Below are 19,185 nucleotides of genomic sequence, written 5' to 3' on the forward strand. Positions count from 1 at the left end.
TAAGCAGAATAGCTGGTGTCTGGCACCGGATTCTGCGTCAGCCACCCACGCCCATCAACGAGCTGGCGCTACGCCGCTGCCCGTGCCCGCCCTGCAGGCCGAGAACTGCCTGCCCAACCCACGGCCGCCAACAATCTGGCGCTGCGCTGCTGCCCCGTTCTCCAGCGCCGCGGGCGCAACATACGACGTGCAGCAAAGCGCATCAGCCAGGGCGTAATCCAACGCTTGATTCTTCTCTAATTCTTCATTTTTCACTTTTACCCCCACTATCATGAAAGGATTAAGCACACTCGTTTTGGCAATGACCCTGGCCAGCAGCAGCTACGGGCAGCGTTTTCTGCCCGGGATAAAAGCCGGCGCTAACTTCAGTCGGTATACCGGCAATGGAACAGGGAATTACCAGCGCTTAGCGGGCTTTCACGGGGGGCTGGTCGGCAATCTGCCGCTCTCGGCCACGGGGGGCTTCGCTCTTCAGCCAGAGCTGTTGTACTCGCAGAAAGGAGCTGAGGTGGAGCAAAGTGGGAGCCGCTTCACTTCGCGGATGCACTACCTGGAGCTGCCTGTTCTGGCACGAATCAACACGGCCGGATTTATCATCGAGGCCGGACCGCAGCTAGGGTATCTGCTAAGCCACGATAATCGGTTTACGGGGCCTGCTGTATCGGTTAAACACAAGAAAATTGACGTGGGCTATGCCGTTGGCGTTGGCTATCAGCTGACAAGCGGGCCGAGCATCGGCTTGCGGTACAATGGGGGAGTAAGCACCATATTTTCCGAAGTAATTGCAGGGACTGTTAATCCTAAAAACGAAGCGTTTCAGCTGTATGTCGGCTATCTGTTTGGCGCTAAGAAATAAGGTATACGCCCCGCAAGCAGCAGGAGAAGGACGCAATAGCCACGGTGGGCAGCGACTGTTCTGATCGTGGAACAGGACCCTAGTAAGACCCCAGGAAGTAGTGCTATTTGGCGTCTAGCAAATTGCCAGGGTCTCGGGGCGCGTCCTTCTTCCTGAGCAACATCATCGGGCTTGACCTTCAGCAGAACCGGTTCGGGGTGGTCAATCAGTAGCCTTGTGCGAGAAATCCCCTGCTATTCCCTCCCTGGCTCACACCTCTCTCTCTCTTATACATGATGATTCGCTTCTACTGCATCGGCTTTCTGTTATTCATTACTTGCCCTTCGTGGGCTCAAACCGACCAACCAGGTCCTTTCCCCCGAGCCTATGTGGGCCTGCAATACGGGCGGCAGGATTACCAGCTGTTGGTGACAACAACCTCCGGTTCACCCCGTGCAGAGGCCGGCCGCACGAATGCCCGTCGTCCACAGCTGACGGTTGGCTATCAGTTTACCCCCCGATTGGCCCTGCAGGCAGGTTTTGCGCCCCTGAGGGAATCCTTCACATACGGAGGCACCGGTACCAACAACACGGGACAAACGTTGGTCGAGCGGGGGCAGTCTGCTACGCGTAGCCTGGCCCTGCCTGTTCTGGCCCGATACACCTTCGCGGTCAAGCCCTGGAAGAACCTGCAGCTGGATATGCTGGGCGGCACAGTGCTGTTCTGGTCACGGGGCAAAAGTGAGTTTACCCGCACGGAAAATGGCGTAGGCACCACGCAGTCGGTCGTTTCGACGCAGGTGAACAATGCGTTTCTGGCAGCCGGTCCGAGTGCCCGCTACGAAGCAGGGCGTCATCTGGCGGGGTTCGTGGATTGGATGTTTTACAAAAATGTGAAATCCACTACCGCTTACCCCGGAAGCAACCTGGGAAACAAAACCGGCATCACCAACTCCGTTAACCTGGGTATTCGCTATCAATTTGGTTATCGGTAAAACACAAAGGTGATCCTGCGGCCAGGTCGGGGAAGTGACTGGCCGTGTAACGGCGGTCCTGGCCGGCCGGCATTTCGGCCCGTGGCCGAAGAGTGCCCTAGGGCCGTCCAAAACACCTAAACGTCGCCCCGTAGGGCATGCCCCCCAGGTCGCGGGCCATTGTCTGGGTGTCCACTGCGGGCACACGCCGGGCGTACTGCCGGCCCTCTGCCGGGCGACGATACCCAGCTATTTCTTACTGTCACTACAATGAAACGAAGCTCTTTATTGCTGCTGCTCCTCCTGAGCGCCTTTGTCGTGCAGGCTCAGACCAACGCCGGGGCACTTCCCGACTCCGTGGACGCTTTCCTGGCCAAGAGCCTGCACCTTCTGCAAACGCATTCACTGGAGCGTAATGCGGTGGACTGGCCTGCCCTTCGCCAGGCAGTGTATCAGCGGGTGCAGGGTGCCCAAACGATTCGGGAACTGCTGCCGGTCTATCCTTTCGTATTCGAGCAGCTAAAGGATGACCACGGCTGGCTCACGTACCAGGGCAAAACCTACAAATGGCGCAACCCTGCCCGCCCGGCCTACACCAATAGCGCAGTGAAAGAAGCGCTGGCAAAAAAGCCGGGCATTGTCGTAAAAATTCTTCCCCATCGTACCGGCTATATTCAGCTGCCGGGCATCAACGCGGGCGGCAGCTTGCAGCAGATGCGCGATGCTGCCCAAATGGTGCAGGACTCTCTCTGTCGCCTCGACCCCGATAAAGTCAGGGCCTGGATCATTGACCTTCGATTGAATGATGGCGGCGCGATGGCGCCCATGCTGGCCGGCATCGCGCCCCTGTTAGGGGATGGGTACCTGGGCGGGTTTGTCGATAAAGACGGCAAGGCCGACCAACAGTGGTATCTGCGGCAGGGCAACTTCTACCTGGATACCCTGCAGGTAACCACCCTGCAGACTCGCTGTCCGGCCAGAAAAACCGGCAAGCCCATTGCCGTCCTGCTGAGCGGCAGAACGGCCAGCTCCGGTGAAATAGTGGCCATCAGTCTGAAAGGCCGGCCGGCTACCCGGTTCTTTGGCGAGCCCACATATGGTGCCACCACGGCCAATGAAAGCTACCGCATCAGTGGCAGTTCCTACCTCACCATCGCCGGCCTGCAGGACGCGGACCGCAACCATACCGCCTACAAGTCCAGCCTGGTGCCCGATGTGCTCATTACGGGTGGTGACAACTTCAGGGACTTAACGCAGGACGCGAAAGTAAAAGAGGCCTTGCGGTGGCTAAGAACCACCAGGCCTACTCGCGTTCCGCCTGCTGGTTCGCTTCCTGATAGAGCCGAAAAACAACGGTAAGGTGAGCTGATCAAGCTGCCCCGCCGATACAGGCGGGGCAGTTCGCAACATGACCGTATCGTGAGATACCTGCCTGCCCCGGCTTTCTTTATCTGGCATTCCTTCCGTCTCATTTGCCCATCCTGCTTCTTCTCTTACCTCCGCTCTCATCATGTTTCTTACCTACTCCCTGCGCTGTGCTCTTTTCCTGCTCGGCTGCGTGCTGTTCCTCGTTACCAGCTCGTGTTCCAAGAAAGATGACCCGGTACCGGCACCCACCCAGGGACAGGTTCAGGGTACCGTTCTCCCAATCGGGGCTGCCCGCACCGTTACCCTGACCGCCGCCGATGGCCGCACGAGCACCACAGCGCCGGATGCGGCCGGCGCTTTCGCTTTCCCGGATCTGGTGCCCGGTACCTACTCGCTCTCGGCCGAGCCGACCAGCAGCTACAACCCCCTGGACCCCGTTTCTTTAGTGGTCAAAGCCGGGGAAACCACCCCCGGGGCCCTGCGCTTTGTGCGTAGCTTTCGGATTCAGGGCACCATGAGCTGGCAGCAGGGCGGCACGCCCTACACCGCCACGGTTTTTTCCGGGCAGATTCAGGATAATCTCTTCTCCCTGGAAGGCCGCACCGTCGCCGATGCCAGTGGCGTCTCGCGCAGCGTGAGCGTGGTGCTGAGTGGCCTGGGCGGCCGCAACCCGGTTGTCTTCAGGGGTGCTGGATTCTACCCACTGGGCCTGAGTGAGTTCACGTTTGCCTTGTGTCACGAGCAGGTCGGTACTTCGTTCGACCGCTACGCTACGGGCAGCGGCGCCAGCTCGGTAGGGAACGTGCTGATCAGCCGCTACGACCCGGTCGCGCTGGTGGCCGCCGGTTCCTTTGAGTTCATAGCGGTGCCCGTCACCAACGGCACCGGCAACGCCACCTCCACGCAAACCATTACCAACGGCCGGTTCGACATCACTTTTTAAGGTAACCTGGCCCAACGCGTTGGACCAGCGCTGTGATGAGCGTGAGAAACAGAATGGTAGCAACGCCGCAGGCTGCCCGGATAGTTTCTGCTCCCAATTCGCACTGCTATAGCCGTTTGGAAACCCTAAGCGACAGTTGCCGGAGCTGCCCGGTTCAAGCTACTTCTGAAGACTCCGCATCCGTTTGGTGAAGTCGGTAGAAAACTGCCGCGAAGAACAGGCAGAAGAGAAAGTCGTTGAGGCCGTAAACCGAATAGAAGATACCGGCAAACAAATCTTTGGCGTACACGGCGGTTACGTCATGGGTGGTAACCCAGCGAAACCAGACCACCGCGTATACCAGCTTTTCAACTACAAAGGCGCCTACTATCCACTTGGCCTGCCGGTAATGCCTGGCCGCGGCCAGAAACACCAGCCCCCAGACGGTAATCATCAGCAAGCCGAAGTTGGACATAACCACCGGGTCGGTTTCGGGAATGACGGCATTGGTAAACCCCCGCGACAAGAGCAGTACAGCCAGAATATTAATCAGCCCGGAGACGATGAACCCGTTGCGGATGAAAGTGTGGCTCATGCGTAGCAGCTGATTAGTCTTGAGATGTCGCTCGCTACCCTGACCCGGTCCAGGGTAGCGGCTTTTACAGTCGTTGGATAAGCAAGGTAAGCTGTATACGACTACGGGCAGGTGCCGGCAGCTACTCCCGGCTATCCCGCGTGCTGCCGAGTGGGCAATCTGTGGGGGCCGCAGGCGGAATAGCACACTTCTGTCCGCCGCGACATATGGCTGGCGCCGCTAATCCAGAAAATGAAAAACCCCGACCTAAGCAGGTCGGGGTTTCTTGTAAGGGAATGGGGAGGGATTTACCCGTCTATGAAATCGACTACCGGCGGCCGGCGCGGTGCTTCCATCGGCACCGGCTCCAGCACAAGTGCCTCCCCGAACACGGCTTCCGTCGGCAGCGCCAGGCCGTCGTTGCCGTTGGGGGTGGGGTTGAAGAGCTGCACTTCCTCGCCCGGCGCGCTTTGCCCCAACAACGTAGCCAGCTGCCCGCTGAAATCCGCTACGCGTACATCGTGCGCCAGCAGCGTTTCGGTACTGATGTCTACACCGTAGAGCGCATTTATCCGGTTGATGCGGGTGCGGGCGTCCAGCGTGCCAGCCACCGCCGCCATCAATTGCTGGGCGGCCTTGCGCAGGCGCCCGTCAAAGCGGGCCCGCAGCCGCAGCGCGTCCTTCGTGCGCTTGTCGGCTTGTTTCTGATAGGCAGTTCTAGCCATCGTAAGCAGAAGATAAGAATGGAAAAAATGCAAAAAAGACGGCCGCAGCAGGGCAGGGGGTAGCTGGTAGGTTGCTTCTAGGCTTCTCCTATGCAGCTCCCGCTTGCCCTATCCGGCCAGGGTGCAAAACCGCCCCGACCAGCGGCCGGGGCGGTTTTACAGTCCATCATCCGGCCACTGCTAGGCTACCTGCGCGGCACTGGTGGCCGAGGCGTCCGAGCCGTTGGCGCGGTAGGCGAAGGCCAGGGCCACCAGGTCGGCGGCCACGGCGCCCGTCAGCGCGTCGTCCTCCAACTCCACCGCGCCGTCGGCGCGGGTGCTGTCCTCGTCGGCGGCCGTCACCACCCGGCCGGTGGTTTTGTTGACCACCAGGGCCTTCACCAGGTCAGTGTCCAGGGCCGTGTTGCCGTTGCTGTTGTCGGCGAAGCTCACCGTTACCTTGCCGGTGGCCGCGTCGAGCACGGCCGAAACGCCCGCGAGCGGCTCCACCGCCCCGTTCGAAAGTACCAGACTGGTGTAGTCCACCGTGGCCACGTTCAGCGCGTCGGCCTGGGTGTTGGCGAAGTTCTGGCCCACGAAGCGGTTGTAGGGCGACTGCCCGCCCTGGCTTTTCAGGCCCAGCTGCACGGCCCCGCCGAAGCGGCGGAACAGGTCGGCCAGCAGCTTGAAGCGGCTGCGCGTGTTCTGCTGGGCGGGCGAGTTGCTGGAGTTGCTGCCCACTTTTTGGCGCAGAATGTTTTTGCCATTCTGCTTGCTGAAGGTGATTTGCCCGGCCGAGCCTTCAATGTCGCCGAGCAGGCTGCGAATGCGTGCCATCGGAAATAGGGGAAAAGAGGTGAGAAAAACGGCTGCTTCAGCGGCTTGCCTGCAGCCGGGGGCAGCCGCCCCGGTTGCGCCGCTTCGTTTCTGTGTCCAGGCCGCGCCACAGGCGCGGCTCTATCGGCTGTGGGCACTGCCACAGCCCCCGGCCGGTCCGCTGGGCCAGCTGCTGCTCGGCCAGCCGCCGGGCCGTAGCCCGGTCCGGCTCATAGGCCCAGGCCCAGCCGCGCACCACCAGCACACTATCCAGTGCCACCGGTCCGGCCGGGGAGAAGGCCGCCGGCCGCAGCCGCACCGCGGCCAGGTGCCGCCCGTACAGGTCCCGGCCCCGCACCTGCACCCACACGTACTGCCGGCGCAGCAGCGCCCCGACCAGTGCCGTGGCCTCGGGCCCGAACGGCTGATCCGCTTCCGGCGCGTCCACCCCCAGCAGCCGGACCCGGGCCCGGCCACCGGCCGTGGCCACCTCGTAGGTGTCGGCGTCCACCACCCGCTCCATTCGCACCAGTTGCCAGACTGGCGAGGCCGGCAGCCCGGCGGCCGGTGCGGGCCGCAGCAGTCGGGGCAACCGGCTGGCGCGCACCTGGGCCCGGACGGATACATTGCCCGTCAGGAGAATAGCTGCCAGAAGTGCCCTGAATAGCTGCATAGGCCAAACCTAGCACCGCATCGGGGCGCTTCGTATCTTCACTTTCCGATACTACCCCACGATACCCCGTATGCCCCAGGTCTGCGTATTTCCCAAGGACGTGGCCACGCTCACCGGCCACAGCTACGACGGCGCTAAGCGCCTGCTCCAGCGCGTGCGCCGGCATCTGGGCAAGCCCACCGGCTCCTACGTCTCCATCGGCGAGTTCTGCCGCTTCACCGGCCTGCCCGAGCACGAGGTAGCCGCCGCCCTCAATCCGCGCTACGTTCTGGGGGCTTGAGTACCCAACAGGCCTACGTGTCTGCTATCCTGTTATTCCCGCTATCCTGCCGCCTGTATGTGCCGCTTTTTCTCGTTGCTGCTGGGCTGGGCGTTGCTGCTTCCGGGCCGGGCCACTGCCCAGGTGCTGCCCCCCGATACGCTGGCCGTGCTCGTGCCGGAACCCCGGCTGGGGCTGCAGCTGCTGGTGCCGGCGTCTTTTGTCGTAGAGCCCCGGCGGGGCGGGCCTCCGGACCCCAACTTGTCGGCCCGCCTGACGCAGTTGCTCGGTTCTAGGGCGGCGGCTACGGCTTCCGTGGTCCTGGAGCTCACCCAGCGTACGGCCCCGCGCAGCACCCTCACGGTGGTGCACATTCCCGCTCCGACTGCCACCGCGTGGCTCAGCTGGGGGTTTGAGGCCTGGCGGCCGGGGCGCTTCTACCGGGGTAGTACATCCCCGCCGCTCACCCAGGAGCTGGCCTGCGCCCTGCCGGGCGGCGGCTGGCTCTACCTGCGTGCTCAGGTGCCGGCCTCGGCCTACGGGCCCAACCTGGCCACTTTTCCGACGCTGGCCCGTACGCTGCATATTCTCTACGGCAGCCGCATTTTCCCCGCTCTGCGGCTGGCCGGCCTGGCTGCCCCGACCACGGCCAGCCAGCTGGCCCGCTATGCCGATAGTCTGGCCCACCACACGCCCGGGGGCAATCCGCTGCCGGCGCTGGGGGCCGTGCGCGAGGCCCGCCACGCGGCCGGGGCCAGCTTCAGCACCCCGGCGGAAGTGGCCGCCAATGCTGCCCTGGATCCGTATCTGCCCCTGCGCAGTCCCCGGGTAATGGCCGATCTGTGGTACATGGGCGATGCGTTCGACAAGCTGGAGTCCTGGACCCACGCCCCGGCCCAGCGCTGGCTGTACACCGAATCCGCCCTGGATTTTCTGGCCCTGCCCGCGCCCGAGTACGGCACGGATGGGGTGATTGACTGCACAGCAGGGGCCGTACACTCCACCCGCAACGCCCTGTCGGAGCTGCTGGCCCGGGCCCGGGGCAAGCGGGTGGTGCTTGTCAACGAAAACGTGTACCGCCCGCACCACCGGACGCTGCTGGCACTGGCGCTGCCCGGCCTCTACGCGCAGGGCTTCCGCTACCTGGCCATCCGCTCCCTGACCGCCGGTGCTCCCCCTGACCTGCCGTATCCGACGCTGGCCGACCACGAGTTTGCGCCCGACTACCAGTTTGCCAACCTCGTGCGCTCGGCCCGCCGGCTGGGGTTCACGCTCATCGGCTACGCCGACACCACCTTTCCTGCCGGCTTCCGGCAAAACTGGCCCCAGGGTATATCCGCGGCCCTCGATCAGGCACGCTGGACCGAACAGTACCGGTTCGTCAGCCCCCTGCGGCCCGCCCTCGACGCGTTGCCGGCGGGGGCGAAAGTTGTGGTGCTGGCTCCCGGGCTGGAGCCGCGCCGCGAGCCCACGGTGGCCGAAGGTCCGGCTCCGGTGCCGCTGCTGGCCGGCTGGGGCGGGCGTTCGGTGCTGGTGGTCGAGCAGCTGCAGGTGGCAGCGGACCGCTGCCTGGACTTCGCCGCGTTGCAGCTGCCGCAGCCCTCGGTGCGGCTCGATTCGCTGCCCCGGCCCGATGTGGCCCGGGTAGTATATGTGCAGTACCCGTCCCTTGACCGGCCCGGTCTGACGCCGCCCCGCCCGCTGACGCCAACGGCCGACCTGTCCATTTATAACCGCCTCGACGCGGCCCGGCTGCCCTTGCCGTATCCGTATGCCACCACTGCCCGCCCCGTGCGGTTGGCGCTGCCGGCGGCGACTGGTCCCGGCCGGCGGGTACTGCAGCTCTACCTCGCCGCCGAGCTGGTAGGGCCGGCGCCCGGGCAGGTGCCGCCCGTCTTCACCCAGGAAATCGGCCCGGCGGCCCGCTCGCTGCCCTTGCTGCTCTGCCCCGGCCGCTACCGCTACGTGCTGCGCACGGCGGACCCCGCGGCCGACACTTGGACGGAACTGCACGTCGGGCCCTGAGGGAAGCCAGCAGAACAACCATTAGCCAACCAACCGCTACGCCCGTGCTGTCGGGTACGTGGCCCGCCCTGGACGTGGCGCATGTTCTACAAATAGCTCCTCAGGACTCAGTTCGATTCTAAAGATAGTTTTGCATTTTAGCCGCCCGTTTAAGAATAACTTTCAACTAGTGTAGTCAAGAAAACTTATGCTAAACAGCGTACGCAAACGCTATCTGGGCTGCTTGATGGGCATCTTTTCGCTGGGCTTGGCCAGCAGTCAGCTTTCCTCCGGGCCCGCGCCGGCGCCTGACGTGCTGGTACTGAAAGGGCGGGTGATTGATGGGACCGGCGCCGCGCCGCTGGAGCAGGGACTGGTCATTCTGGCGGCGGGTAAAATCCAGTACGTCGGCCGGCAGGGCAGCCGCGACTATCCGGCCACGGCGCGGGTGGTCGACGTGGGCGACGGCACCATCCTGCCCGGCCTGATTGATCTGCACGTGCACCTGCGGCCCCATTACTGGGATGCGTTCCTGCCAGCGGGGGTGACCACGGTGCGCGATGCCAACAACGCCCTGGCCACGCTTCGCGCCCTGCAGCAGGATACCGCCCCCCGGCCCCGCCTGCTCTACACCGGCCCTATGCTGGACGGCCCCACCACCATCATGAAGAAGTTTTTCCCCGACTCCCTGGTGGCCCGCTACGTGCGGCCGGCCACGGCCGGCCCCATCGGGGAGCTAATCGCCCAGCAGGTGGAAACCCCGGCCCAGGCGCGGGCTGCCGTCGATAGCCTGGCCGCGCACGGGGCCTCGTTTGTCAAGCTCTACGAGCAGCTGCCGCTCGCCGCCTACCAGGCCGCTGCGGCCCAGGCCCGCAAGCGCGGCCTGCGCGTGATGACGGACCTGGGCATGCTCCAGACCCGCGGGCTGAAAGGCGCGCAGGTGGACGCGCTGCAGGCCCTGCAGGCGGGGGTGCACAGCATCGAGCACGCCAGCGGCTACGCTCTGGCCTACCAGCGCCTGGGCGGCGACCCGATGGCCCCCCTGAATGCCCGGCTGATTGACCAGTTGGCCCGCGCCACGGTGCGCGGCCACACGACGCTGGTGCCCACACTGTCCGTGTTTTACGGTACCGTGCAGCCCGATTCCGCCCGCCAGGATCTGGCCACGCTGCCCGGGGGCAAGGCCATCCCGGCCCCAATGCTGGACTGGTTCGAGCAGCAGGCCCACCAGCACACACCCGCTTCCCGGGGGCGGGCGGCGGCCGACCTGCGCCTGGCTCAGGCCCTGGTGCGGCGGGTGCAGCAGCTGGGCGGACTTATCGGGGCGGGCACGGACGTGCCGGCGGGCGACTACAACCTGCCCGGTGGCAACCTGCACCGCGAACTGGCCCTGCTGGTGGAAGCGGGCCTGCCGCCCGTGGCGGCCATCCAGGCGGCCACGGGCACTGCCGCCCGCCTGCTCGGCCTGCCGGCCATTGGCACCCTGCGACGGGGCAACGTGGCCGACGTGGTAGTAGTAGCGGGCAACCCTGCCCAGGATATCCGGGCCACGCGCCTGGTGCGCTACGTGATACAGGCCGGCCGCCTTCTACCCAATCAGTAATGGCCCGGCCCCGGTTTATGCTGTATATAATAATAACACCCCGGCTCACTCAGTGGGCCGGGGTGTTTTTTAAGCTGTCTGATCAGGCGGCCGAGGACTCCACCGCGCAGATGGTGTCGGCCGCCACCGGCGCCGGTGTGGGGGCGTCTTCCCAGACGCGCCGCATGGTCTGGTGCTGGAAGTCCTCCACGATCTTGGCGTAAATCAGCGTGGTTTTGATGTTGGCGTGCCCGAGGATCTTCTGCAGGACTTCCACCGGCATACCCCGCAGCAGGCTCTGGGTGGCGAAGGTGTGCCGGGCCGTGTGCATCGTTATCAGCTCGTACTTCGGCTGCTGCGTTTTAGAAACCCGCCCCTGCACTATCTCCACCACCTCCACCAGTCCCGTAACTCCTGCCAGCCGGCATACCCGCTTCAGATACCGGTTCATCACCTGGTTCTGATACACGGGTAATAGCTTCGCCCGCTCGCCGGCGTATTTATCCAGAATCCCCCGGGCCGCTTCCGTGAGATAAATGCTCACCGGCCGCCGCGTCTTGCTTTGCGTGAGCCGCAGCACCTGCCCGCCGTCCCAGCCCGCCACGTTGCCGCCGTGCAGCTGATACACGTCGGAATAGCGTAGCCCGGTGTAGCAGCAGAACAGAAACACGTCCCGCACCGGCGCCAGGTTGTCCGGCAGTACCGTCCGATACAGGCGCGCCAGCTCGTCGGCGGTCAGGTACACCTTGTCCACGTCCACCGGCACGGCCTTGAGGTGCTTCAGGTCCAGGCCAAGCGTGTAGCCTCTTTCGTCCCGCAAGTGTCGGAGCAGGGCTTTCAGATTCTTCACCAGCGTGTACACTGAGTTCGGAGCAAGCTTGCGCTGGATGGTCAGGTAATGTAGCAGGGCGTCATGGTCAGCCAGCGAGTATGATTCCACCAGCAGTTTGCGGCCCCGATACGCTTCAAAGTCCCGCAGCCAGTTCCGCGAAACCAGGTAGTGGCGCAGCGTATCGCGCATGTAGCCCCGGCCCCGCAGGATTTCCCGGAATTCCGTCATCAGCTCGATAAGGCGTTGTTCCAGCACCACGGGTGCCGGCGCGGGGTTCAGCGCTTCCTTTAAGGTGGCCGGGGTGGGCGTACTTCCGGCCGCCCGCTGCCGGCGGTGCGCCTCCACCAGGCGCGCCGCCATTGAGGCCAGCAACTCATTGGCCTCCTGATAGCCGGGATAGGAGCGGCGGAACTGTTGGCGCTTGTCATCCCACTGGCTGGGCAGGCACTTCTCGCCGGTGCTGAGGCGTAATCGTTGGCCGCCCGTGCGCGCCAACAGGTACACGGCCGTAGGAGTAGCCGATTCAGGGTCCCGGAGGTAGAATTGGATCGTCATAATGTGGCTGTTTTTGTGGCTTAAATCAGGGATTACATAGGCTTGAAAGCAGGATTGGGCCAAACGCAAAAAACCCGGAAACCCGCTTCTGTTGCCAGATATGCGGACTTCCGGGTTTGCCGGGATTAAATAAATGAGCCTCCTGTCGGGATCGAACCAACGACCTACTGATTACAAGTCAGTTGCTCTACCAGCTGAGCTAAGGAGGCGAATTGTGGTGCAAAACTAGGGACCAGAATTAGATTTTCAAGCCTAAGCGAAAAAAGAATGATGATTTTATAGAATCAGCACATAGTCAAGGAGATGCTAACACAGTATCCAGGTCCTCATCTAGGCAGTAGATATCCGGATGAAAGCGTAAGCGGCTATTTTGAACTTCACATGTGGTATAACGGATGCGGATCGGCAGGCCTTGAGCCAGGTCGTACCGGCAGGTAGTATGGGTGGAGATGTTGCGTCGGATGTCGGGTAGGGCGGCTTGCTGCTTTTCTCGCCCTAACAAATAAGCTGCCAGCTCCAGCGGTTTTTCAACCCGGATGCACCCATGGCTGCGCGCGCGACGCGGCTCCCGAAACAGGGCCCGAGCTGGCGTGTCATGAAGATAGATGGCATGCTGATTGGCGAAGTAGAATACCAGATTGCCCAGAGCGTTATGTCTGCCGGCTTCCTGTCGAATTGTATAGCCAAAGGTTTGTGGGGTTACGCGGCTCCAGCGGACTCGCCACGGATTAACCGGACGGTTGCGGGCATCAAACAGGTGATAATTGTTATCAGCCAGAAATCCGGGGTCTTCCTGTAATTCGGGCAAAATCTCGCGCACGGCGATGCTATGTGGTACGCGCCACTCGGGGGCCGTCATGAACACCGTAATGCGGCTGCTGAGAACAGGAGTCGGCGTTTCCGGTTTGCCGACCACAACCCGGTGCGTCCGGACAACGCGCCCATTTTCCACGATGTGCAGCGAATACGTCGGAATATTAACCACTATGTACGTTTCCGAGTCGGGTAGGGCCACATCCCACCGCAGCCGCTCCAGGTTGAGGGCTACCCGGCGAAAATCGGCCGCGTTACCGTATGTCGGCTGTGCCAGACCCGTCAGTACCGAATCGGGGGGGAGCGTGCGGCGCCATACTTGTTGCAGGGCTTGGTACGTGGCACTAGTGGGTTGGCATGCTAGAAATGCTGTTTCAAACTCTGCCGCAGCCAACGCATACGTGAGCCGTTCGATGCTTTGTTGGGCTGCCAGCTCGCTCAGAGAAGCGGGAATTGTAGTGAATGGTTGAAGCCGTCCGTAGCGCAGGTGGGCAGCGTAGCGCAACAGCGCGTCTGTCAGGCGCAACTCAAACCCACTTAGGCTGCCGGCCACACTGGAGGCATGCTGCAGCGAGTCGGGCAGGGACTGTAGCAGGGGCCAGGCATAGGACTCGGGGTTAAGTCCAAAGGCGGGGGCGCGCTTGAGCAGGGAAAGCGCCTGGGTAGCGCTATGGTTCCAGCCGGAATCGGGGTGCGTCCAGGCAGGGGCGAAGTTGCGCTGCAGATAGAAGGACTGGACCGCGAAACCGGCTTTGAGGGCTAGCTTCTCGTAAGTGGCCGTCGAGCCGAGAGCTACCGTATCCAGCAGGGTGCGCAGCGAAACTACCGCGCCTGGGCCCGAGACCAGCGGGAATGGGGATTCCATGCGCAAGCCCTCTGCCGGCAACGGCAGTGGTGCTAGTAGCAGCAGACCGCTTAACAAAGCCCAGCAGGCAGCTACACGGCTGCAACGTCTTAACCGGTTCATGGCTGTAGGAAAGCAAAGCGGTTTCGGGTAGGCAGGAAAAGCGGAGTTGACTGGTGCTACACTTTCATAAGATACGGATTGCGGCCGGTGAATACAAACCCAGGTTTTTCGCTGGTGACCAGGCAGGGGCGTCTAGGTCAGCTACTTATCCGCAGCGCCTGGGCTCCGGGCGTCGGTTCAGGTAAGCTGGCCGGTTGTTTTGTGGCGCGGGTGTTGTTGTTTTGCAGGCTCACTCGCGCCCTCAGGTTTTGGAAACTGCCCTTATCAGCCGTACTGCCGACTTCGTTCGGGAAAAGTTCTTACACGAAGGTTCCGGGCACGACTGGGAGCATATCCGCCGGGTGTGGCAGGTGGCCCGGGCCCTGGCCCAGGACACTCCCGAAGCTAACCCGCTGCACACCGAGCTGGGCGCGTTGCTGCACGACGTAGCCGACTGGAAGTTCCACGACGGCGACGAAGAAGCCGGCCCCCGGGCTGCCCGAGCCTGGCTGGAGAGCCAGCACGCGCCCGAAAGCGTTATTCAGGCCGTGGAAACCATCATCCGCGAAGTCAGCTTCAAAGGCCTTGGCGTGCCCACGCCCATGAGCACCATTGAAGGCGCGCTGGTGCAGGACGCCGACCGCCTCGATGCCATCGGGGCTATTGGGGTGGCCCGCGCCTTTGCCTACGGCGGGCACAAGGGCCGGCCGCTGCACGACCCCACGGTGCCGCCGGTGCAACACGCCTCGTTTGCCAGTTACAAGCAGAACGTGGCCCCCACCATCAACCATTTCTACGAGAAGCTGCTGCACTTGCGTGAGCGGCTTAATACGCCCGCTGCCCGCCGCGTTGCCGAGCAGCGCCACGCGTTTATGGAAGCCTTTTTGACGCAGTTTCTGCGCGAGTGGGAAGGTCAGGATCTGGGCTAAACCTCCGGACTTTAGGCCCTGCCAGCCCGGGTTTTCCAGCTCCGGCTGCCCCGGACAACCAGAAACTACCATCTTTGCCGTATGACATTCCGCTCGTTTTATCTCCGTTTGCTGGTGCCGGCGCTGGTGCTGCTGCTGGCCGCGTCCTGCCGTACGTGTCCCATCAATTCCTGCCATACCCGCAAGGTGCATTTCCACGATGGCGTGAAGTACCGGGGGCAGCCGATCTTCAAGAAGCAGAACCCGGCAATCGGCGAAAAAATCAAGACCTACAACCCCAAGGCCGGCAAGCACAAAGCCGATAAAAGTAAGTCGCTGAAGTAGGGGAGAAGCGCGGCTAGGCGTTGGAAAAACGGCCTTTTTTGCCTATCTTGCAGGCTTAACGCACCCTTCATTCACAGTGCCGGCGCGGCCCTTCAGGGCGTAGCTGGCCGACTAAGTTCTCCCTATGGCGGAAGGCGAAAAAATCATTCCGATTAACATCGAAGACGAGATGCGCGGCGCCTACATCGATTACTCGATGTCGGTTATCATCTCCCGGGCCCTGCCCGACGTGCGCGACGGCCTCAAGCCCGTGCACCGGCGCGTGCTCTACGGCATGAGCGAGCTGGGCGTTTCCTACAATAAGTCCTACAAGAAATCAGCCCGTATCGTGGGCGAGGTGCTAGGTAAGTACCACCCGCACGGCGACTCCTCCGTGTACGACACGATGGTGCGTATGGCCCAGGACTGGAGCCTGCGCTACCCGCTCGTGGACGGTCAGGGTAACTTCGGCTCCGTCGACGGCGACTCACCGGCGGCTATGCGCTACACCGAGGCCCGCCTCAAGCGCCTCGCCGACGAGCTGCTGGGCGACCTGGACAAGGAAACTGTTGACTTCCAGCCCAACTTCGACGACTCGCTGGAAGAGCCGAGCGTGATGCCGGCCAAGTTTCCGAACCTGCTGGTGAATGGCACTACCGGCATTGCCGTGGGTATGGCCACCAACATGGCCCCGCACAACCTCACCGAAGTGGTGAGTGGCATCATTGCCTACCTCGACAACACGGATATCACCGTGGCCGAGCTCATGGAGCACGTACTGGCGCCCGACTTCCCGACCGGTGGCACCATCTACGGCTACGAAGGCGTGAAGCAGGCCTTTGAAACCGGCCGTGGCCGCATTGTGGTGCGGGCCAAGGCGCACTTCGAAACCCTGCCCAGCGGCAAGGAGCAGATCATCATCACCGAAATTCCCTACATGGTGAACAAGGCGTCGATGATCGAGAAGACGGCGGCCCTCATCAACGAGAAGAAGATCGAAGGCATCGCCGACCTGCGCGACGAGTCCGACCGCGACGGGATGCGCATTGTCTACGATCTGAAGCGCGACGCCATGCCCAACGTGGTGCTCAACCAACTCTACCGCTACACGCAGCTGCAGTCGTCGTTCGGCGTCAACAACGTGTGCCTGGTGAAAGGGCGCCCGATGACGCTCAACCTCAAGGAGCTGATCCACTACTTCGTGGAGCACCGCGCCGACGTGGTGGTGCGCCGCACGCGCTACGAGCTGGCCGAAGCCCAGAAGCGCGCCCACATCTTGGAAGGTCTACTCATCGCCCTCGACCACCTCGACGAGGTGATTGCCCTGATCCGGGGCTCCCGCGACGGCGAAGTGGCCCGCGGCCAGCTGATTGAGCGCTTCTCGCTGAGCGAGGTGCAGGCCCGCGCCATCCTCGATATGCGCCTGCAGCGCCTCACCGGCCTGGAGCGCGACAAGATTGTGCAGGAGTACGACGAGCTGATGAAGCTGGTCGATTACCTGAAGTCGGTGCTGGCCTCCGAGGAGCTGCAGCGCCAGATTATCAAGGACGAGCTGATCGATATTCGGGAGCGGTACGGCGACAAGCGCCGCACGGCCATCGAGTACGCCGGCGGCGATTTCTCGATGGAAGACATGATTGCCGACGAGAGCATGGTGATTACCATCTCCAACGACGGCTACATCAAGCGCACCCCGCTGGCCGAGTACCGGGCGCAGGGCCGCGGTGGGATAGGTGCCCGGGGCGCCGGCTCCAAGCAGGACGACTTCACCGAGCACCTATTCGTAGCCACCACCCACGAGTACCTGCTGTTCTTCACGGAGCTGGGCCGGGTGTTCTGGCTGAAGGTGTACGAAGTGCCGGAAGGCGGCAAAGGCGCCAAAGGCCGCCCTATCCAGAACCTGATTGAGATTCCACGCGAAGACTCAGTACGCTCCGTGCTGAACGTGCGCGGCCTCCGCGACCCGGACTACCTGGAAAACACTTACCTGATGTTCTGCACCGAGCAGGGCACGGTGAAGAAGACTCCCCTGGAAGCCTATTCTCGTCCGCGGACGGCCGGTATCAACGCCATTACCATCAACGAGGGCGACCGGCTGCTCGACGTGCGCCTGACCAACGGCAACTCCGAAATTGTGGTGGCGCTGCGTTCCGGTCGCGCTGTTCGTTTCCCCGAAGGCAAAGTGCGCTCCATGGGCCGCACGGCTGCCGGTGTTCGTGGCATCACGCTGGCTTCGGATACCGACCGGGTAGTAGGCATGGTCTGCGTTTCGGACCCCACGCAGGAGCTGCTGGTGGTGTCGGAAAACGGCTACGGCAAACGCTCGGAGCTGGAAGAGTACCGCATCACCAACCGCGGTGGTAAAGGGGTGCAGGCCATGAAAATCACCGAGAAAACCGGTGCGCTGGTCGCCATCAAGGACGTCAACGACACCGATGACCTGATGATTATCAACAAATCGGGGCTCACCATCCGCCTGCGGGTGGCTGATCTGCGCATCATCGGCCGGGCCACCCAGGGCGTCCGGCTGCTGAAAATCAACGAGGGTGATGAAATTTCTTCGGTGGCGAAAGTCGCGGCCGAGGAAGAAAAAGAAGCTGAGCTGGATGCACTTACCGGTGAAGGCCTGACGTCGGCGGTAGAAGTAGCCGATGTGACGGCCGAGCCGGAAGCTGCCGACGATGCAGATTCGGTGCCGACCGAATAGCTTTGCGCAAGAGGAGGGAAGAGGCTGGTTTCACGACCAGCCTCTTGCTTTCCAACCCGGCACGGGGCAGCACTGAACTTCGGGCGCTGTTTCCCCGTTTCCCCTGAAATTTTCTTTCCTTTTTCCTTTTGACCATTCTTCAGAAAAACCTCCCTATGAAGAAGATCCTTCTGACGCTTGTCGCTGCGGCGGCACTGACTTCCGCTTCGGCTCAGACTTCGGCCGTTACCAACGCCATTCTGAACCAGCGCCAGGGCCTGCTCGACAAAGCCCGCACCGATATCGACAAAGCAGTTCTCAACGAGAAGACCTCCACCAAAGCCAAAACCTGGTACACGCGGGGTGAAATCTACGAAGCTATGGCGGCCAGCCCCATCTACGGGAAGTCGCTGGGTGCCGGTGAAGGTACGCGCACGGCATTTGAGTCGTACAAGAAAACCATCGAGCTTGAAGGTAAAGACGGTGAGTACGGTAAGCAGGCCACCGCTAAACTCGATAACCTGTATGGCATGGCGCTGAACGCCGGCGTGGAAAGCTACAATGGCAAAGACTACGACGGAGCCATCAAGTCGTACCAGATGGCCCAGCAGATCCGTCCGCAGGATACCACGGCGTATTTGTACTCTGCCTATGCGGCGGAAGCCAAGAATGATTTTGCCACCGCAAAGTCTACGTATGGCCAGCTGATTGCCATGAACTACAAGTCGCCGCAGATGTACGGCCGCATGTTGCAGATTGCCCGTCAGGAAAAGAACGAAGCTGAGGCAGCTAAAGTGATTCAGCAGGCGCTGCAGGCGTATCCCAACAACAAGGGCTTCATGCTGGAAGACCTGAACGCCGATCTGAGCGCCGGCCGTGGCAAGGAAGCGCTGGCCAAAATCGACAAAGCCATTGCGGCCGACCCGAAGAACGCCAACCTGTACGCTGTTAAAGGTTCTTTGCTGGACCAGGCCAAGCAGCCCGAAGAAGCCCTGAAAGCGTATCGCCAAGCCGTAGAAGCAGAGCCAACCAACTTCGACGCCAACTTTAACTTAGGCGTATACAACTATAACAAGGCGGCTGACCTGTACACCAAAGCCAGCAAGATGGATCTTGCCACGTACAATAAGAGTGGTAAGAAGTTTGAAGCTGATGGCAAGAAGTATTTCGCTGAAGCGCTGCCTTACTTCGAAAAAGCGCTGGCTGCTCAGCCGGAAGATCGGGCTACCATTTCGTCTCTGGGCAAGGTATATACCAAGCTCGGCCGCAACGCCGATGCCGAGCGTATGAACGCCAAGCTTGACGCGCTGAAGAAATAGCTTCACCTGCAGCAGTAGGGAAGCCCCCGAAATCATCCCGGCATGCAGTCGGGATGATTTTTGAAAATATTACTTAACATAATATAAATTA

At 62.1% G+C, this 19,185-nt stretch carries 17 protein-coding genes and 1 tRNA gene; 11 read left to right on the top strand and 7 right to left on the bottom strand.

Going from position 1 to position 19,185, the window contains the following annotated elements; translation table 11 throughout:
* Nucleotides 1–271: 271 nt before the first annotated feature.
* From N008_RS17610 to N008_RS17625, 4 genes are all read left to right on the top strand, one after another.
* Complete coding sequence (locus N008_RS17610; RefSeq protein ID WP_052381697.1) at nucleotides 272–856, top strand: porin family protein; 585 nt, start codon at nucleotides 272–274, stop codon at nucleotides 854–856.
* Between the two features lie 272 nt (nucleotides 857–1,128).
* Entirely contained in the window at nucleotides 1,129–1,830 is a 702-nt protein-coding gene (locus N008_RS17615; RefSeq protein WP_071884563.1) for an outer membrane beta-barrel protein, read from the top strand.
* Between the two features lie 249 nt (nucleotides 1,831–2,079).
* Complete coding sequence (locus N008_RS17620; RefSeq protein WP_081910869.1) at nucleotides 2,080–3,168, top strand: S41 family peptidase; 1,089 nt, start codon at nucleotides 2,080–2,082, stop codon at nucleotides 3,166–3,168.
* 151 nt (nucleotides 3,169–3,319) lie between these two features.
* A complete protein-coding gene (locus N008_RS17625) occupies nucleotides 3,320–4,120 on the top strand; it encodes a carboxypeptidase-like regulatory domain-containing protein (RefSeq protein ID WP_044017678.1) in 801 nt (266 codons plus the stop codon).
* A gap of 154 nt (nucleotides 4,121–4,274) precedes the next feature.
* On the opposite strand, the gene N008_RS17630 is transcribed toward N008_RS17625, so the two are convergent.
* From N008_RS17630 to N008_RS17645, 4 genes are all read right to left on the bottom strand, one after another.
* Entirely contained in the window at nucleotides 4,275–4,694 is a 420-nt protein-coding gene (locus tag N008_RS17630) for a hypothetical protein (RefSeq protein WP_044017679.1), read from the bottom strand.
* Nucleotides 4,695–4,981: 287 nt separating this feature from the next.
* The gene (locus N008_RS17635; RefSeq protein WP_044017680.1) at nucleotides 4,982–5,398 is read right to left on the bottom strand and encodes a hypothetical protein; all 417 of its coding nucleotides are present in this window, start codon (nucleotides 5,396–5,398) and stop codon (nucleotides 4,982–4,984) included.
* A gap of 180 nt (nucleotides 5,399–5,578) precedes the next feature.
* Nucleotides 5,579–6,214 carry a DUF6266 family protein gene (locus N008_RS17640; protein ID WP_044017681.1) on the bottom strand — a complete coding sequence of 212 codons (636 nt, stop codon included), beginning with the start codon at nucleotides 6,212–6,214 and terminating at the stop codon, nucleotides 5,579–5,581.
* Nucleotides 6,215–6,251: 37 nt separating this feature from the next.
* Nucleotides 6,252–6,866, bottom strand: a complete 615-nt coding sequence (locus N008_RS17645; RefSeq protein WP_231569737.1) for a thermonuclease family protein — start codon at nucleotides 6,864–6,866, stop codon at nucleotides 6,252–6,254.
* A 70-nt stretch (nucleotides 6,867–6,936) separates the two neighbouring features.
* Between N008_RS17645 and N008_RS17650 the strand changes: the two genes are divergently transcribed.
* The 3 genes from N008_RS17650 to N008_RS17660 all read left to right on the top strand — a co-directional run bounded on the left by N008_RS17650 (nucleotide 6,937) and on the right by N008_RS17660 (nucleotide 10,732).
* Nucleotides 6,937–7,146 (top strand): hypothetical protein, encoded by a 210-nt coding sequence (locus N008_RS17650; RefSeq protein WP_052381698.1) that lies wholly within the window; start codon nucleotides 6,937–6,939, stop codon nucleotides 7,144–7,146.
* 57 nt (nucleotides 7,147–7,203) lie between these two features.
* Entirely contained in the window at nucleotides 7,204–9,150 is a 1,947-nt protein-coding gene (locus N008_RS17655) for a hypothetical protein (protein ID WP_044017684.1), read from the top strand.
* Nucleotides 9,151–9,337: 187 nt separating this feature from the next.
* On the top strand, nucleotides 9,338–10,732 hold the full coding sequence (locus N008_RS17660) for an amidohydrolase family protein (protein WP_044017685.1): 1,395 nt from the start codon (nucleotides 9,338–9,340) through the stop codon (nucleotides 10,730–10,732).
* 82 nt (nucleotides 10,733–10,814) lie between these two features.
* On the opposite strand, the gene N008_RS17665 is transcribed toward N008_RS17660, so the two are convergent.
* The 3 genes from N008_RS17665 to N008_RS21890 form a co-directional block, all read right to left on the bottom strand.
* A complete protein-coding gene (locus N008_RS17665; protein WP_044017686.1) occupies nucleotides 10,815–12,098 on the bottom strand; it encodes a tyrosine-type recombinase/integrase in 1,284 nt (427 codons plus the stop codon).
* A 136-nt stretch (nucleotides 12,099–12,234) separates the two neighbouring features.
* Nucleotides 12,235–12,307, bottom strand: a tRNA-Thr gene (locus N008_RS17670).
* Nucleotides 12,308–12,393: 86 nt separating this feature from the next.
* Complete coding sequence (locus N008_RS21890; protein ID WP_197062892.1) at nucleotides 12,394–13,776, bottom strand: L,D-transpeptidase family protein; 1,383 nt, start codon at nucleotides 13,774–13,776, stop codon at nucleotides 12,394–12,396.
* Nucleotides 13,777–14,126: 350 nt separating this feature from the next.
* Between N008_RS21890 and N008_RS17680 the strand changes: the two genes are divergently transcribed.
* From N008_RS17680 to N008_RS17695, 4 genes are all read left to right on the top strand, one after another.
* Nucleotides 14,127–14,786, top strand: a complete 660-nt coding sequence (locus N008_RS17680; protein ID WP_044017687.1) for an HD domain-containing protein — start codon at nucleotides 14,127–14,129, stop codon at nucleotides 14,784–14,786.
* Nucleotides 14,787–14,867: 81 nt separating this feature from the next.
* Complete coding sequence (locus tag N008_RS17685) at nucleotides 14,868–15,110, top strand: hypothetical protein (protein ID WP_156109383.1); 243 nt, start codon at nucleotides 14,868–14,870, stop codon at nucleotides 15,108–15,110.
* 124 nt (nucleotides 15,111–15,234) lie between these two features.
* The gene (gyrA, locus tag N008_RS17690; protein ID WP_044017689.1) at nucleotides 15,235–17,796 is read left to right on the top strand and encodes a DNA gyrase subunit A; all 2,562 of its coding nucleotides are present in this window, start codon (nucleotides 15,235–15,237) and stop codon (nucleotides 17,794–17,796) included.
* A gap of 155 nt (nucleotides 17,797–17,951) precedes the next feature.
* Nucleotides 17,952–19,094: a tetratricopeptide repeat protein gene (locus N008_RS17695; protein WP_044019045.1), complete on the top strand. Its 1,143-nt coding sequence runs from the start codon at nucleotides 17,952–17,954 to the stop codon at nucleotides 19,092–19,094.
* Nucleotides 19,095–19,185: the final 91 nt, after the last annotated feature.

Origin of the sequence: Hymenobacter sp. APR13 (genome assembly GCF_000737515.1) — a bacterium.
Lineage (GTDB): Bacteria > Bacteroidota > Bacteroidia > Cytophagales > Hymenobacteraceae > Hymenobacter.

What these genes read in the sequence shown, in the direction of transcription:
- gyrA (WP_044017689.1), top strand. Translation starts at nt 15,235, where the DNA reads ATGGCGGAAGGCGAAAAAATCATTCCGATTAACATCGAAGACGAGATG.
- N008_RS17660 (WP_044017685.1), top strand. Translation starts at nt 9,338, where the DNA reads ATGCTAAACAGCGTACGCAAACGCTATCTGGGCTGCTTGATGGGCATC.
- N008_RS17630 (WP_044017679.1), bottom strand. Translation starts at nt 4,694, where the DNA reads ATGAGCCACACTTTCATCCGCAACGGGTTCATCGTCTCCGGGCTGATT.
- N008_RS17610 (WP_052381697.1), top strand. Translation starts at nt 272, where the DNA reads ATGAAAGGATTAAGCACACTCGTTTTGGCAATGACCCTGGCCAGCAGC.
- N008_RS17640 (WP_044017681.1), bottom strand. Translation starts at nt 6,214, where the DNA reads ATGGCACGCATTCGCAGCCTGCTCGGCGACATTGAAGGCTCGGCCGGG.
- N008_RS17650 (WP_052381698.1), top strand. Translation starts at nt 6,937, where the DNA reads ATGCCCCAGGTCTGCGTATTTCCCAAGGACGTGGCCACGCTCACCGGC.
- N008_RS17620 (WP_081910869.1), top strand. Translation starts at nt 2,080, where the DNA reads ATGAAACGAAGCTCTTTATTGCTGCTGCTCCTCCTGAGCGCCTTTGTC.
- N008_RS17645 (WP_231569737.1), bottom strand. Translation starts at nt 6,866, where the DNA reads ATGCAGCTATTCAGGGCACTTCTGGCAGCTATTCTCCTGACGGGCAAT.
- N008_RS21890 (WP_197062892.1), bottom strand. Translation starts at nt 13,776, where the DNA reads ATGGAATCCCCATTCCCGCTGGTCTCGGGCCCAGGCGCGGTAGTTTCG.
- N008_RS17635 (WP_044017680.1), bottom strand. Translation starts at nt 5,398, where the DNA reads ATGGCTAGAACTGCCTATCAGAAACAAGCCGACAAGCGCACGAAGGAC.
- N008_RS17695 (WP_044019045.1), top strand. Translation starts at nt 17,952, where the DNA reads ATGAAGAAGATCCTTCTGACGCTTGTCGCTGCGGCGGCACTGACTTCC.
- N008_RS17685 (WP_156109383.1), top strand. Translation starts at nt 14,868, where the DNA reads ATGACATTCCGCTCGTTTTATCTCCGTTTGCTGGTGCCGGCGCTGGTG.
- N008_RS17625 (WP_044017678.1), top strand. Translation starts at nt 3,320, where the DNA reads ATGTTTCTTACCTACTCCCTGCGCTGTGCTCTTTTCCTGCTCGGCTGC.
- N008_RS17665 (WP_044017686.1), bottom strand. Translation starts at nt 12,098, where the DNA reads ATGACGATCCAATTCTACCTCCGGGACCCTGAATCGGCTACTCCTACG.
- N008_RS17615 (WP_071884563.1), top strand. Translation starts at nt 1,129, where the DNA reads ATGATGATTCGCTTCTACTGCATCGGCTTTCTGTTATTCATTACTTGC.
- N008_RS17655 (WP_044017684.1), top strand. Translation starts at nt 7,204, where the DNA reads ATGTGCCGCTTTTTCTCGTTGCTGCTGGGCTGGGCGTTGCTGCTTCCG.